Raw genomic sequence first — 15,182 nt, forward strand, 5'->3', positions numbered from 1 at the left:
TAATTATTCAGAGACGGAAAAACAGAAAGGAGGGCAACAAAGTGTGGGAGAAAAAGAAAGAGCAAGCTACTATTTAAAAGTTGACATTTACTCAAAAAGTAGTAATTTTTCCACCTAAATGCAGACTGGACTAATAGAAAAACTAAAAGAAGCGGAAAAACGACTGAACGAAATCCACGAGTACCTTTCCTCTCCCGATGCCATAAAAGACAGAAACAAATTCGTTTCTCTTTCCCAGGAAGCTAACGGTCTTACCGAAGCCGTCAGGATTTGGGAAAGGTATCAAGTTGTAGAAACAAAGATTTCCGAAGACAATAAGGTTTTATCTTCTAATGATGATGAATTGAAAGCCCTCGCTAAAGAAGAAATTGCCGAACTTGAAACGGAAAAAGCGGGCATTCTGAAAGAAATAATTGACTTTTTTACCCCTAATGACCCGAACGATTCCCGCAACGCAATAATGGAAATAAGACAGGGCGCCGGCGGCGACGAAGCTTCTATTTTTGCAGGAGATTTGTTCAGAATGTATCTTAAATACGCTGAAAGCAAACGATGGCAGGTTGACATTATGTCAAACCACTCAACTGAAATCGGCGGCATTAAAGAAGTTATATTTAATGTAAAAGGTAAAAACGTATATAAATTTTTGAAATATGAAAGCGGAACACACAGGGTGCAAAGAGTCCCGAAAACTGAATCCAGCGGGAGAATACATACTTCTACCGTTACCGTAGCCGTTTTACCTGAAGCCTCCGAAATAGATGCAAAAATTAATCCCGAAGACATACGAATTGAGACTTATAGAGCCGGCGGACACGGCGGGCAGAACGTAAATAAAGTTGAATCCGCGGTGAGACTTATATATATTCCGACTAACCTGATTGTAACTTGTCAGGATGAGCGTTCACAATTACAAAACCGCGAACGCGCAATGAAAATATTATATGCAAAAATTTATGCCGAAGCGGCGGAAAAACATCATTCCGAAATCCAGGCTACGAGAACCCAACAAATAGGGTCAGGCGACAGGTCCGAAAAGATAAGAACTTATAATTTTACACAACAAAGAGTTACCGACCACAGAATAAACCTTTCCCTGCACAAACTTGATATGATACTTAACGGAGATTTAGATGAGTTTATAACCGCACTACAAGATGAAAATAGAAGAAGTATTGAAACAGGTAACACAAACCCTAAAGAATAAAGGCTTTGAAAGTCCCCAAACAGAAGCAGAAATAATAACCGGCTATGCCCTGAAGATAGATAAAGTAACTCTTTGTCTACAACACAACAGAATCATTACCGACAATGAAGCGCAAACCATAACCAATCTTTTAGATAGACGGCTTAAACACGAGCCAATCCAATATATAACTTCCAGAGCATTCTTTTATGGACTGGAGTTTATTATAGAGCCTCCAATACTCATCCCCCGTCCCGAAACGGAAACTTTAATTGAAACTGTCTTAAAGTTGGCAAAAGACAACCCCAATCCTAAAATCGTTGAAATAGGCACAGGAAGCGGGATAATTGCGATTACGCTTTCAAAATATTTACCTTCAGCAATAGTATATGCGACAGACATAATTAAACCAACATTAGCACAAAGGAATGCAAAAGTACATAGTGTAAATAATAGGGTACATTTTATAGAGGCTGATTTATTAGGCGCAATAAATATAGAAGCAGATTTCATAGTATCAAATCCCCCTTATATACCAACATCGGTTATACCGACATTACAGGAAGAAGTAAGGACGTTTGAGTCAAAGTTAGCGTTGGACGGCGGAAAAGACGGGTTGTCTGTTATTCGGCGGATTATAAATGATGTTTCTATGTGTTTCTGTAAAAATGGCGTTCTTGTATTAGAATTTTCTCCTGAACAAAAGGACGCATTGGAACAAGAAGCAAAAAAACGATTTAAGAAGATAGAGTTTGTAAATGACTTGTCAGGCAATCCAAGAGTAGTTATTTGCAGAAATAGTTTACCCCCAACCCCAACAGAACGAATAGATAAAAACACTCCGTCAAGGTCTAGTAATCCGCCTACGGCGAACCGGAAAACAGAGTAGAGAAACGATTTCATCCACGAATTAACACGAATAAAAAACAAAACAATTGATAGTAAAAAACAACAAAATACAGAGACCATAAGGAAGATATAGGACACAGAGAATACATACTCCACAATTAGTTATTTACCTTAAAAAAAAGTTGACATTAGCATTAAAATACTATAGGTATTCAACCTGAAATGGATAAGAAAATGCGATTAAAAAATATAATAGCAATTTTTGTCGCGGTTGCTTGTTTTTCAAGTATTTTAAGGGCTCAACCTGAGGAAACGGAAGATATTATTTATCTTAAAAATGGTTCAATTATACATGGCATGATAATTGAGCAAATTTTAAATGTATCTACAGCAATTGAAACAGAAGATAAAAAAGTTTTTGTCTTCAAGACAGATGAAATCAGTGAAATTATCAGAAGACAGATCAAAACAGACAAAATAATTTCTCAAAATAAAATAGGTGATGCAATAAGGGATGCGCGTGTTCTTGCTCGTAAAGATGCCAGTGGGAAGCAATGGGGTTGGTATTTGGGGTCTTGTATTTTCCCGCCGAATATTATCCTCGCATGTTGTCTTCCTCCTTCTAATCCCCCAAAGGAAAAATTAATTTATACGTCTTCGGATTTTGTGAACAGTTATACAGAATGTTATAGAGATAGAATTAAAAAAGAACGAATTAGGGATGCTATAGATGGTGGACTTCTTGGTAGCATTGTCATTATTACGGTCTGCATAATAACATCTACCAATTAAGTACAACAAAAAAAGCAAACGCAGAGACACAGAGAAAAAAAGTTATTCCCCCCAAGCTTAACTGCTACGGGAAGGCATGATTTTTCAAGATTGGGGGAGGATTAACTCAATCTGACGGCTTGACGGTAGTTATGGAAGCTTGCGTTAGATTATCCTTTTTCACAATCAACCTTTCATTTTTACTTGACAAATTCAATGAATGTCAATAAATTACAACACTAATGCAATTTATAAAAGCTTATTCTGGGGAGAATGACTTCATTATCATTGATGCTCGTAAAGAAAAATTGCCGGAGAATTTAGGCAAACTTATCCCCCGTATTGCAAACAGACACAAAGGTATTGGCGCTGATGGCGTCATTATTATTGAAAAAAGTAAAACCACAGATTTCAAACTCAGATACTTTAACCCTGATGCGACAGAATACAGTGTTTGCGGAAATGGTTCCCTATGTGTTATGCTTTACGAAAACAAACCTAAATTAAAGTTTACTACTGGTGCAGGAGTATTTAAGGGAGGCAACAAGGACAACAAAGCTTTTATCCAGATTCCAAAGCCCAAAGATATTATATTGGATTTCTATCTAACTGTAGGAGATAAAAAAGAAGAACTAAACTTTGTAAATATCGGTGTCCCCCATACTATATGCTTTGTTGAAGATGTTGAAGATATAGACATTAATAAGTTAGCTAAACCGATAAGATTTCATACGTATTTCAGGGAATCAGGAACCAACGTAAATTTCGTTCAGATAGTAAAAAGAAATGAAATTATAGTAAGAACTTATGAAAGAGGCATAGAAGGAGAAACTGATTGCGGATCCGGGAGTTGCTCTGCTTCTATTGTAGGCTGGATGAAAAAGAAATTAGACTCTAATGTCAAGGTTACTACAAGAGGCGGTGTTTTAGAGGTAGAAATAAAGAAAATAAATGATGTTACATTATACGGAAATCCAAAAATCGTTTATAAAGGAAATTTCACAGAATCTTAGGGGGATAAATGAAGAAAGTAGATTCATCTGATATAAGAAATATCGTATTGCTGGGGCACGCAGGTTCAGGCAAGACAACTTTTGCTGAAGCGATGATGTTTAACGCAGGTGTAACTTCAAGAATCGGGAAAGTGGAGAACGGCACTTCTATGTTTGACTATACAACAGATTCTATTGACAGAAAAAGTTCTATAAACTTAAGTTTGGGATGGTTTGAATGGAAAAATAAATATTTGATAAATATAATTGATACTCCGGGATATGACGATTTTTACGGTGACGTTATTACAGGAGCAAGAGCCGCAGATATAGCTATTCTTATTGTAAATAGCTGTTCGGAACGACTAGAACTCGGAGCAATGAAGGCTAAAAAACTTGCAGACTCTCTTAATATCCCAATTGTAATATTCGTTAACCAACTTGTGAAAGAAAACGCAAACTTTGACAGAACACTAAATCTTTTAACTTCATTATTTGGGAAAAGCGTTGCTCCTATTACTGCCTACGAATCAGGAAAAGTAGTAAATACTCTTGAAACAGACAGTCTTTACAAATCAACAGCTATTGAAGCGATTGCAGAAGTAGATGATGCTCTTACTGAAAAATATTTGGGCGAACAGGCTTTTTCTCCTGAAGAGATAAATAACGGTATACAAATGGGTATCAGAAACAGAAAACTTGTTCCTCTGTATGCCGGGGATGCATATAATAATATTGGAGTTAAGGAATTGCTCGAAGCAGTTGCATTTTTACCATCGCCTCTGGAAAGACAGGAATCAAAAGAACCGGGATTAAGCGCATTAGTATTTAAGACGGTAGTTGATCCGCATTTAGGTGATTTAAGATACATAAGAGTTTTTTCGGGGAGTATTGAACCCGGCGCAACAGTATATAATTCCAATAAGAAAGCAGACGAGAAATTAAACCAACTTTATGCCGTAAAAGGCAAAGACAGGGAAGAAGTCCCGACAGGTTTAGTTGCCGGAATGATTGGAGCAATTGTAAAATTAAAAAATACCCAAACAGGAGATACTTTAGCCCAGAAAGATAAACAAATAGTTTTCCCGGCTTTTGAGTTTCCACCTTATCAAACCAAAACAGCTATTGTCCCGAAAACTAAAAAAGACGAGGAAAAAATATCCAACGGCCTTAGTAAATTACGTGATGAAGATCCTTCTTTTAATTCCACATTTGACCCGGAAACGAAACAAACCATCCTTACCGGTATGGGTGAAGTTCATATTAACGTCCTGCTTGGCAGACTAAAAAACAGATTTGGAGTGGACGTATTACAGGAAAAACCCAAAATCCATTACAGGGAAACAATATCAAGAGCAGTTGAACAACAGGGAAAATACAAACGTCAAACGGGCGGACACGGACAATACGGAGATTGCTGGGTCAAATTTGAGCCGCTCGAAAGAGGCAAGGGATTTGAATTTGTTGATGGTATCACTGAAGGCAGAATTCCAAGAAGATTCATTCCTTCCGTAGAAAAAGGATTGCGTGAAGCAATAGAAAAAGGAATTTTAGCCGGATTTCCCACTACGGACCTCAGAGCAACTCTTTATGATGGTTCTTATCATGATGTAGATTCTTCGGATATTGCTTTTAAAATTGCCGCAAACATAGCATTCAAGGAAGGACTGACTAAAGCAGGTATTACATTGATTGAACCTATAATGAGGGTAGAAATTCTTGTTCCTTCCGAATATATGGGTGATGTTATGGGAGATATTTCTTCCCGCCGTGGCAAAATAGAACAAACGGAATCCGTAGATACATATCAAAAACTTTTTGCTCTTGTTCCGGAATCCGAATTATACCAATTCTCCACGGTTCTTCGTTCCCTGTCACAAGGAGCAGGGACTTTTACTCAAACGTTCTCGCATTACGAAGAAGTGCCGAGAGAAACTCAATCGAGGGTTGTGGAAGAGTATAAAAAGGAACCAACAGAGGCAGAATAAAGAAGAACCGCCGCAAAAGGTTGTGGAAGAGTACCTACCAAGAAGATTGGCAGGCAGGTAAAAAGGAACCAACAGAGGCAGAATAAAGAAGAAACGCCGCAAAAGGTTGTGGAAGAGTACCTACCAAGAAGATTGGCAGGCAGGTAAAAAGGAACCGGCCGAGACAGAATAAGCCTTTGGAGCTATTCGTATTTCAACAAAACTGAGAGAATAGTATATTTAATTCGTAACTCAAATATGAAAATAGAGACTAAACATAGTTTAACAAACGAAGAAACTTACAAAAGGATAAATGGGCTATTTTCAGGGTTACAAAAGAGATATCCCGACAATATAAGTAATCCAGAGATAAAATGGGATGCAGGTCATACTCAAATGGATTTCACTATGGAGATTATGACGCTTACAACGAGCGGGACAGTTTATTTGAAAAAGAGTCAAGTTGCTCTGGATGTGGAAGTTCCTGCTATAGCAAGAGTGTTTAGCGGACAAATTGAAAGTATGATTCGAGAAGAATTAGAAAAGATACTTTCGTGATTTTTGAGAGAAACAATAGGGAACGAGCCCTATTCTGCCAGAGGTAGACAAGCAAACAAAACGACAAACAGGGGCGTAAGATAAAAACAGAAAATTTGGACGCAGATTAACGGAATTCTTTATTTTGTATTATTTCGTATTACCCCTGCCTTTTAACAATATTGACAAAGTTTGGAATAGGATTTTCAAATCAAATATAAAAGAGTATTTTTTGATATATTCCATATCTAAAACCAGTTTTTGAGGAAGTATATTATGAAGATAATCCTCATGTAAGTTTTCTTCTTTTAGTATGCTTTCTTCTGCAGGAAATTTTAACTGGGCTAACCCCGTTATGCCTGGTTTAACATCCAAAACTTTTAACTGTTCTTTATTGTATTTTTCGACATAAAAAGGAGATTCCGGTCTTGGCCCTACAAAACTTATCTCTCCTTTTAATACATTTAAAAGTTGTGGCAATTCATCTATTTTTGTGTTGCGTAATAACTTTCCTATTTTTGTTATACGGGGGTCATCACTGTAAGTAATCGCCGGGCCTTTTTTGCTTGCATCCGGGTTCATTGTCCTGAATTTGCAAAGTTTGAATTTTTTCCCCTTTTTGCCAACTCTGGTCCCGCCGTAGAAAATAGGCCCCTTTGAATCGGACTTTATTAAAATAGAAACGATAATAAAAATTGGGATACAAAGGACTAATCCAATTAATGAGGCTAAAATATCAAATACTCGTTTTAACATAAAGACGAAGCATTTCGTTGATTTACAGGTTTATAATCTTTCTCGTTAAAGATGGTTTATTTTCCCTGTCAAATCTTAAAAAATAGATACCTTTTTTTATTGTTTTTCCGCTAAAATCAATTTCTTGATATCCTGTTTTTAACTCGTTACTAATAATTGTTTTTACGCATCTCCCGGTTAAATCATATAATTTCAAGCTTATTTTTTCTGTTATTGGTAACATAAATTTAATGGAAAGATTTGTTCTAAAAACTGTCGGGGAAACGCTAATATAAAAATTACGGGCTTCTCCCCCATCTTCTACAGCACCACTGTTTTTATAAAGTTTTACATCCAGGGTAACGACTTCCCCATTTTCAACAAGGTCTTTTGTAGAAAACACAACATACCATTTTTTATCAGAACATATAAAACTTACATTTCCTGAATCCACATTATGTCCAATTTCAAAAGCTTCTAAAGCTGTTCCATTTTCATAAGCATTAAAATTTCCAGAATCACAAATAAAAAACTCAATATTTTTGGCCACATCTATATAATATCCATATTTTTGGAAAGGTGTATACGAACCTAAATTCACCGGGAACATAGCGAATCCATGAACTATTTCCTGGTTAACTTTAAAATTCGCCTCAATTTTGTAAAGCTGCACCGTATCAGATAAAGTATCCTGAGATATTGTCATAGAAGGCTGGTGCCCCGGAAGATTACAAGACCAGTTATAATGCTCTCCCGCAACAGCATAAGATATGATTTTAGTTGTCTTATTTGGAGCCGGATAAATCCCTCTTAATATGCCATTTACGTTTACATAAAAATTCACCGTATCCGCGAGCAAGAATTCGGCTTTCCCTTCTGAATCCGTGTATCTCCTATCGGATTCAGCAATTTCTTTTGAGACGTCATAATCATAATATTCACTATATATCGATACTTTTGCTCCATCCACAGGTAATCCCGAGATATCATTTACGATAACGCTTAAAGTGCAGTATGGTGTATATCTTGGAGTAACATCCCAGATATACCCATCGCCTCTCCAGTTAAATACGGATCTAAACTCCCAGGTCGGGTTGTTTAATTCGTAATGTACTGTAGAGTTAAGGAAACCGCCGCCCGGTTCCCATCCTCTCCATTCAGTATCCCACCATTCGTTCCATGTATGGTCTCTTGTAACGTCATAAGGAGCGTTTGTCGGAATTAATGCCGCTCTCGCTGCAGCTTCGGTTAAAACAGAATGCTCTCCACACCTCCCCCTATGCAGATGATAGATTCTTACAGGCTGGCCTGAACGTTCGCCATTCCACATATCTCCCGGGAAAAAATTAAAAACCATAACGTCTCTAATCCATTGTGAAACTTTACCAATAGCGCCGTTATTCGGAATGGTATCTATTATATTATTATAAAGAATTTTTTCACCTGCAAGTTGGTCTCGCAATATAGGAGAAACATATCCTGCATATATGGTATCGGTATCATATCCACCCCAGACGGTTTTTTCGGCAGTATCGGAGTAATTAAATAAATAGTCTCTCCAAAAATAAGCAGGAACACCGCTTCCATTTTTGGGGTCTACATAAGAAGGAGCTTCCATTTGGAGAAGGGGATGAACGATATCCCAGTAATACCTTTCTTTTGGAATCTCTATTTCCGTAGTATCGTTATTATGGTCTGCTATTCTATATTTTGCCGTAGTATAATCCGAATATTCCACAAGTCTGACATAGTCAAGCATACTATCATTTTTATAAATAAGTTTAATGTTATCTATAAATATTTTAGGATCACTTTGGTAATGCTTTAATACTACGGGATCTATTCTTGCAACCTCAAATGCAAGTTCATCCGTATAAGGATAAGGAGTGGAAAGGATAAGCGATGCATAAGCAGCTTGACAAGCAGCTTCCATACGGGCAAAATTATCCCACAGCGGTATTCTAATCCATTCGGGAGACGCTTCAACTGCCTGAGTTGCAAGAGTATTAAGAGTGTCGGACAACACAGGATAAAGTTTTTCGCTGTCAATTTGTACATAATAGCGCCCTTTTGCCTGAATTCTGCCATAAAAAGAGCAACTATCTATAAGAGCCCACTTTATTACTGATTTATCTTTTCTTGAAATTATTGTATTCCCCTTAGGGGCAGAAAAATTACCTATCTTTACTTTATTGGTCTCATCTCCTGCTATTTCCATTTTTTCAGGGGATTTATACCCCCAGTATTGTCTTGGTTGTATATCAGAAGTCGTTGTAATTATAAGCAATAATAGTAATACCATATACTGTGATTATGTACGCATATTAAGCTCTCTGTCAAGTAAAAATCCCTTGATGTCAAAAAGCTTGACTTCTTTTAAAATATCTGTTTAATTTACTCTTATGTTACCCGATAAAATAATCATTAAGGGCGCAAGAGTTCATAACCTGAAAAACATAAGTCTGGAAATTCCCAAAAATAAACTCGTAATCATTACGGGACTTTCTGGATCAGGCAAATCATCACTTGCTTTTGATACAATATACGCTGAAGGACAACGCAGATACGTAGAATCCCTTTCTTCTTATGCAAGACAGTTTCTCGGGATAATGAAGAAACCCGACGTTGACTACATAGAAGGGTTATCTCCCGCGATTTCAATAGACCAGCGCGCATTATCCAAAAATCCACGTTCAACTGTCGCCACCGTCACTGAAATTTACGATTATCTGAGAGTTCTTTTTGCAAGGATCGGAATCCCTTTTTGTCATAAATGTGGAAGACAGGTTACTTCACAGACAGTCGACCAGATTGTTAACCGTATTCTTGAATTCCCTAAAGACACTCAAATTAAGATTCTTGCACCGGTAATAAGAGGTAAAAAAGGTGAATACCACGAGTTGTTTACTAAAATAAAAAGAAAAGGATTCATAAGTATCCGAGTTAACGGCAAAATATGCGATATCGATACACCACCACCTCTTGACCGTTATAAAATACATAATATCGAAATTGTCGTTGATAGATTGACGGTTAATCCTGACATTAGATCTCGTTTGGCTGATTCTTGTGAAATAGCGCTCCATGAAGGAGAAGGAATAATTTTTATTCTTGAAGGCAAGCCTGCCTGCCGAAGTCTTGACGTAGGAAGGGATGAAAAACTTCACATATTCAGCACTAAATTATCCTGTCCTATATGTGATGTCTCTTATGAAGAATTATCGCCAAGATTGTTCTCTTTTAACTCTCCTTATGGCGCATGTCAGGAATGTGGAGGGTTAGGAGTAAAACTGGATATCGACCCGGAATTACTAATCGTAAACCCAACTTTAACAATAAATGAGGGCGTGATAGAACCGTGGGGGGAACCAAGAAAGAAATTGCACTGGGAATTAATGGGGCTTTTCTCAAGGCATTCTATTGATAAAAAAATTCTTGATATACCTTATGAGAAAATAAAGGAAGAAGTTAAAAAGTTGCTTATTTATGGGGATGAAGATTTTGATGGAGTAGTTCCTTTCTTATTGAGAAAATACAGGGAAACAGAATCTGAATGGGTAAGATGGGAAATAGGAAGATATATGGTAACTACTCCCTGCCCAAAATGTAAAGGCACAAGACTAAAGCCAGAATCCCTTTCAATTAAAATAAGAGATAAAAATATAAGTGATATTACCAGGCTTACAATAAAAGAAGCTTATAAAGTCTTTGAGGAACTAAAACTAACCCCTTCGGAAGAGAAAATCGCTCCCGAAATAATAAAAGAAATAAAACGAAGGCTCAAATTTCTGCTTGATGTCGGACTGGATTATCTTACACTTTCAAGAAACGCAGATACCTTATCCGGCGGGGAAGACGAAAGAGTTAGACTTGCTACGCAAATTGGAGCAGGGTTGACCGGAATACTTTACATACTGGATGAACCCACAATAGGACTGCATCAAAGAGACACGGAAAGACTGGTAAATACCTTAAAACATTTAAGAGACGTGGGAAATACGCTCATAGTCGTTGAACATGACCAGTCCACGATTCTTCAGGCTGACTGGATAGTTGATATGGGACCCGGAGGTGGCGAAACAGGCGGAAAAATAGTCGCCCAGGGAACACCGGAAGACATAATGAGAAGTAGAAATTCCTTGACCGGAAAATATTTATCAGGCAGATGTGAAATCGAAAAACCCGAGGTTCGCAGAAAACCCAAAGAATACCTTGAAATAAAAGGGGCAAAACATAATAACTTGAAATCTATTGATGCTAAAATTCCGTTACATTCATTTACTGCAGTAACCGGAGTATCGGGTTCGGGGAAATCAAGTCTCATAAACGATACCCTGTACCCTGCTCTTGCAAGACATTTCTGGCACTCAAGAGTCGTACCCGGAGAGCATACGTCAATACAAAATATTACTGCAATTGATAAAATCGTAAACATAGACCAATCCCCAATAGGCAGGACACCCCGCTCTAACCCGGCTACTTATGCAGGAGTTTTTACCCATATAAGAGAATTATTCGCGCAACTAAAAGAATCTCAAGTAAGGGGATATGATATGGGAAGGTTTTCTTTTAATGTGCGGGGCGGAAGATGTGAAGCCTGTGAAGGGGATGGCCTTATAAGAGTGGAAATGCACTTCTTAGCGGATATTTATGTTGAATGTGAAGCCTGTAAAGGAAAAAGATTTAATCGTGAAACATTGGAAATCAAATATAAATCCAAAAACATATCCGAAATTCTTGAAATGACCATCACTGAAGCGTTGGAACACTTTAGCGAGATACCCAAAATCGTAAATAAATTACAACTTCTTTGCGATGTAGGGCTTGGATATGTCAAACTAGGACAATCCGCGCCTAAATTATCGGGCGGGGAAGCGCAAAGAGTTAAACTGGCAAAAGAATTATCTAAAATGGCAACGGGAAATACTTTGTATTTACTGGATGAACCTACTACGGGACTGCATTTTGAAGACGTAAAGCTGTTACTTTCCGTATTAAACAGACTTGTAAATAAAGGAAATACGGTTGTAGTTATTGAGCATAATCCTGAAGTCATAAAATGCGCTGATTGGATAATTGACCTTGGACCGGAAGGTGGCGACGCAGGCGGGGAAATAGTCGCTCAGGGAACACCTGAAGACATTGCGAAATGTAAATCCTCATATACAGGACAGTTTTTAAAGAAAATTCTAAAAAAATAACTGCCGAATATTATGAAAGTCAATAAACTGAAAAGAAAAACGATTGTGAAAGCAATTGTAGAAACTTTGCAACCATTGGGTTTTGTTCAAGCAGTATGGGAAGGTGGCGCAGCAGCATTCAATCGAATAGATGAATGGAGTGATATTGATATTATGGTTGCCGCAAACGATGACGCCGTTGATAAAGTTTTTCAATATACGGAAAAAATATTAAAAAAATTATCCGGCATAGAAATTGTATGCGAAATGCCTTTAGCCTCTTCAGGAGGTTTCTATCAGAAATTTTATAAGCTAAAAAATACCGATAAGTTTCTTTTGATTGATTTTGCCATAGCAAAAATCAGCAAACCCGATAAGTTTCTCCAGAAAGAGATTCATGGTAAGGCACTGGTTCACTTTGACAAAAATAATATAGTTCAATGTAAACCTATAAAACCTGAGGATTTCAATAGGCAATTAAAAACTTATCTAGACACTTTGAAAATAAAATTTGAGTTATTCCACAATGTTTTTTTTCTAAAAGAAATTAACAGGAAAAATTACATTGAGGCGCTTGATTTTTATATGAATTTTATGCTAAGTTACCTGCTTATAGCATTAAGGATTAAATATGCTCCTTTCCATTACAATTTCAGGGTAAAATACATATATTACGATTTACCGAAAGATATCGTAAAAAAGCTGGAAAAACTCCATTTCGTCAAAGATGTTAATGACTTAAAAGCAAAGCATAAAGTTGTAAAAAAGTGGTTTTATTCCACAGTAAAAGACTTGAATTTATAATTTTTCATCTACCAGTTTCTCTTTTACCGCATTCAAAAAGTCTTCTATCCCTTTCTCTTTTAACGCGGAAATTAGTATTGCTTCTTCTATCGGGGAACGAAACTTCTTCTTGCCTTCTAATAAATCTGTTTTATTGAGTAAAACGATTGACGGCTTTTTTAGAAGATCGGGATTATACTCTTTTAATTCATTTTGTAAATTCATATACTGGTTTAATATATCCTGATTTGCGTCAATTATAAAAACAATCATACCCGTTCTATCTATGTGTCGTAAAAAGTCCAATCCTAATCCTTTCCCGTTATGCGCTCCTTCTATTATTCCCGGTATATCGGCAAAGGTTACTTTTCTATCATTTATCTTTCTTACGCCTACATTTGGAATTAAAGTTGTAAACGGGTAATCTGCAATTTTGGGATGTGCATTTGATATTTTAGATAGTAAGGTGGATTTCCCGGCATTCGGGTACCCGACAAAACCAACGTCTGCGATTAGTTTTAGTTCAAGAAACAGCGCAAAAGCTTCTCCTTCTTTTCCTAATGTTGCCTTACGAGGAGTTCTATTTGTGGAGCTTTTGAATGTTGTATTTCCTTTACCGCCTTTTCCTCCCTTAGCAATTATAAATCTGTCTCCCTGATGAAGAAGGTCTACTATTAAGTTCTTTTTATCATCAAAAACAACTGTCCCTGGGGATACTTTTATTATTTTATCTTCACCTGCTTTACCATAACAATTGTTCCCCTTTCCGTGTCCACCGGACATTGCTTTTATGTGAGGAGTATAAAAAAGATCGGATAAACTGTGCTGTGCTTCGTTAACTTCCAAAATTACGTCCCCGCCTCTACCACCATCTCCACCATCCGGTCCGCCTTTAGGGACATATTTCTCTCTACGAAAACTTACACAACCGTTTCCGCCGTTTCCGGCTTTTACCGTGATTCTTACATGGTCAATAAACATAGATATCCTTTTATATGGGAACAATAAATCCAGTCAATTAACAACTATTGACTTTAAGTAATATTCGCTTTCAAAAACTACTTTTTACTAAATATCCTAAGCTTATGCTGTGAATTTATTTACTTCCTCAGCAATAAAGCGTACCTGCTCTTCCGTTAATTCAGGAAACATTGGTATAGATAACGCATTATCGCAAAATTCTTCGGATATAGGGAAACTACCTTTTTTATGCCCTAATCTGTTATAAGCAGGTTGTAAATGCAAAGGTATAGGATAATGGACACCGGTTAAAATACCCTTAGATTTAAGATATTCTGCAAGTTTATCTCTATTTTTAACCTTCATTACATATAAATGATAGACATGCTTCGCATAACTTTCTTCTGTTGGCTTAATTACATTCTTTAATAACGAATTATATAAGGCAGCATTTCTTCTTCTGTTTTCATTCCATTTTTCCAGGTGTTTTAATTTTACTCTTAAAACGGCAGTTTGTATTGAATCTGCTCTATAATTAAACCCTTCTTCCTGATGTTCATATTTATCTTCCCTGCCGTGATTTGCAAGTAATCTAACTCTATCGGCAGTTTTCTTGTTATCAGAGATTACAATTCCGGCATGCCCATAAGCGCCAAGATTTTTTCCGGGATAAAACGAAAAACAGGCGGCAGCGCCAAATTGACCAACTCTTTTGCCTTTATACTCTGCTCCGTGCGCCTGTGCGGCATCTTCTATTACAATCAAATTATGTTTTTTGGCAATATCAAGTATAGCTTCCATATTGCAGGAATGCCCAAATAAGTGTACAGGAAGTAAAGCTTTAGTCTTAGACGTGATTTTCTTCTCTATTTCTTTTGGGTCAATATTGTATGTTCCCGGCTCTACATCTGCAAAAACTACTTTCGCGCCTACATGAGTTATAGCTTCTGTAGTAGCAATAAACGTACAAGGTGTAGTAATAACTTCGTCGCCTGCGCCTATGCCAAGTGCCAGCAAAGTTAAATCCAATGCGGTAGACCCCGAAGATACTGAAATGCCATATTTTACACCACAAAATTTTGCAAAATCATCCTCAAACCCTGTCATCGGTTCCCCGCCTACAAATGAAACCGTATCAATAACATTTTTAATTGCACTGTTGATTTCATTCTCTATTGTCTTGTGCTGTGCAACTAAATCAATAAGTGGTATTGCCATCCTT

Annotated in this window: 12 protein-coding genes; 8 read left to right on the forward strand and 4 right to left on the reverse strand. The window is 37.1% G+C overall.

The features are described from left to right. Positions 1 to 118: 118 nt before the first annotated feature. From prfA to WC614_02270, 6 genes are all read left to right on the forward strand, one after another. Complete coding sequence (gene prfA, locus WC614_02245) at positions 119 to 1,207, forward strand: peptide chain release factor 1 (protein ID MFA5031815.1); 1,089 nt, start codon at positions 119 to 121, stop codon at positions 1,205 to 1,207. Beyond that, positions 1,158 to 2,075, forward strand: coding sequence for a peptide chain release factor N(5)-glutamine methyltransferase (gene prmC, locus WC614_02250; GenBank protein MFA5031816.1), 918 nt, complete (start codon positions 1,158 to 1,160; stop codon positions 2,073 to 2,075). The genes prfA and prmC overlap by 50 nt, the downstream gene beginning before the upstream one ends. A 182-nt stretch (positions 2,076 to 2,257) precedes the next feature. Further along, positions 2,258 to 2,827, forward strand: coding sequence for a hypothetical protein (locus WC614_02255; GenBank protein MFA5031817.1), 570 nt, complete (start codon positions 2,258 to 2,260; stop codon positions 2,825 to 2,827). 221 nt (positions 2,828 to 3,048) lie between these two features. Then, on the forward strand, positions 3,049 to 3,819 hold the full coding sequence (gene dapF / locus WC614_02260) for a diaminopimelate epimerase (protein MFA5031818.1): 771 nt from the start codon (positions 3,049 to 3,051) through the stop codon (positions 3,817 to 3,819). Positions 3,820 to 3,827: 8 nt separating this feature from the next. Beyond that, positions 3,828 to 5,786: an elongation factor G gene (locus WC614_02265; protein MFA5031819.1), complete on the forward strand. Its 1,959-nt coding sequence runs from the start codon at positions 3,828 to 3,830 to the stop codon at positions 5,784 to 5,786. 237 nt (positions 5,787 to 6,023) lie between these two features. Beyond that, positions 6,024 to 6,323: a polyhydroxyalkanoic acid system family protein gene (locus WC614_02270; protein ID MFA5031820.1), complete on the forward strand. Its 300-nt coding sequence runs from the start codon at positions 6,024 to 6,026 to the stop codon at positions 6,321 to 6,323. Between the two features lie 129 nt (positions 6,324 to 6,452). Here the strand turns inward: WC614_02270 and WC614_02275 are convergent, their stop codons facing one another. Both WC614_02275 and WC614_02280 read right to left on the reverse strand, forming a co-directional pair. Next, positions 6,453 to 7,058, reverse strand: a complete 606-nt coding sequence (locus WC614_02275; protein MFA5031821.1) for a sugar transferase — start codon at positions 7,056 to 7,058, stop codon at positions 6,453 to 6,455. A 22-nt stretch (positions 7,059 to 7,080) separates the two neighbouring features. Further along, complete coding sequence (locus WC614_02280) at positions 7,081 to 9,339, reverse strand: T9SS type A sorting domain-containing protein (protein MFA5031822.1); 2,259 nt, start codon at positions 9,337 to 9,339, stop codon at positions 7,081 to 7,083. A gap of 100 nt (positions 9,340 to 9,439) precedes the next feature. Here WC614_02280 and uvrA point away from each other — a divergent pair, with 100 nt between their 5' ends. Further along, positions 9,440 to 12,238, forward strand: coding sequence for an excinuclease ABC subunit UvrA (uvrA, locus tag WC614_02285; protein MFA5031823.1), 2,799 nt, complete (start codon positions 9,440 to 9,442; stop codon positions 12,236 to 12,238). Positions 12,239 to 12,250: 12 nt separating this feature from the next. Next, positions 12,251 to 13,021, forward strand: a complete 771-nt coding sequence (locus WC614_02290) for a hypothetical protein (protein MFA5031824.1) — start codon at positions 12,251 to 12,253, stop codon at positions 13,019 to 13,021. On the opposite strand, the gene obgE is transcribed toward WC614_02290, so the two are convergent. Both obgE and WC614_02300 read right to left on the reverse strand, forming a co-directional pair. Beyond that, positions 13,016 to 13,981, reverse strand: coding sequence for a GTPase ObgE (obgE, locus tag WC614_02295; GenBank protein ID MFA5031825.1), 966 nt, complete (start codon positions 13,979 to 13,981; stop codon positions 13,016 to 13,018). The two genes, WC614_02290 and obgE, sit on opposite strands and share 6 nt — an antisense overlap. 102 nt (positions 13,982 to 14,083) lie before the next feature. After that, positions 14,084 to 15,178, reverse strand: a complete 1,095-nt coding sequence (locus tag WC614_02300; GenBank protein ID MFA5031826.1) for a DegT/DnrJ/EryC1/StrS family aminotransferase — start codon at positions 15,176 to 15,178, stop codon at positions 14,084 to 14,086. Positions 15,179 to 15,182: the final 4 nt, after the last annotated feature.

This window comes from bacterium (assembly GCA_041649255.1).
GTDB lineage: Bacteria > Hydrothermota > UBA3073 > JACQXS01 > JAQTXJ01 > JAQTXJ01.

Coding starts and splice junctions, on each gene's coding strand:
- prfA (MFA5031815.1), top strand. CDS start 119: ATGCAGACTGGACTAATAGAAAAACTAAAAGAAGCGGAAAAACGACTG.
- prmC (MFA5031816.1), top strand. CDS start 1,158: ATGAAAATAGAAGAAGTATTGAAACAGGTAACACAAACCCTAAAGAAT.
- WC614_02255 (MFA5031817.1), top strand. CDS start 2,258: ATGGATAAGAAAATGCGATTAAAAAATATAATAGCAATTTTTGTCGCG.
- dapF (MFA5031818.1), top strand. CDS start 3,049: ATGCAATTTATAAAAGCTTATTCTGGGGAGAATGACTTCATTATCATT.
- WC614_02265 (MFA5031819.1), top strand. CDS start 3,828: ATGAAGAAAGTAGATTCATCTGATATAAGAAATATCGTATTGCTGGGG.
- WC614_02270 (MFA5031820.1), top strand. CDS start 6,024: ATGAAAATAGAGACTAAACATAGTTTAACAAACGAAGAAACTTACAAA.
- WC614_02275 (MFA5031821.1), bottom strand. CDS start 7,058: ATGTTAAAACGAGTATTTGATATTTTAGCCTCATTAATTGGATTAGTC.
- WC614_02280 (MFA5031822.1), bottom strand. CDS start 9,339: ATGGTATTACTATTATTGCTTATAATTACAACGACTTCTGATATACAA.
- uvrA (MFA5031823.1), top strand. CDS start 9,440: ATGTTACCCGATAAAATAATCATTAAGGGCGCAAGAGTTCATAACCTG.
- WC614_02290 (MFA5031824.1), top strand. CDS start 12,251: ATGAAAGTCAATAAACTGAAAAGAAAAACGATTGTGAAAGCAATTGTA.
- obgE (MFA5031825.1), bottom strand. CDS start 13,981: ATGTTTATTGACCATGTAAGAATCACGGTAAAAGCCGGAAACGGCGGA.
- WC614_02300 (MFA5031826.1), bottom strand. CDS start 15,178: ATGGCAATACCACTTATTGATTTAGTTGCACAGCACAAGACAATAGAG.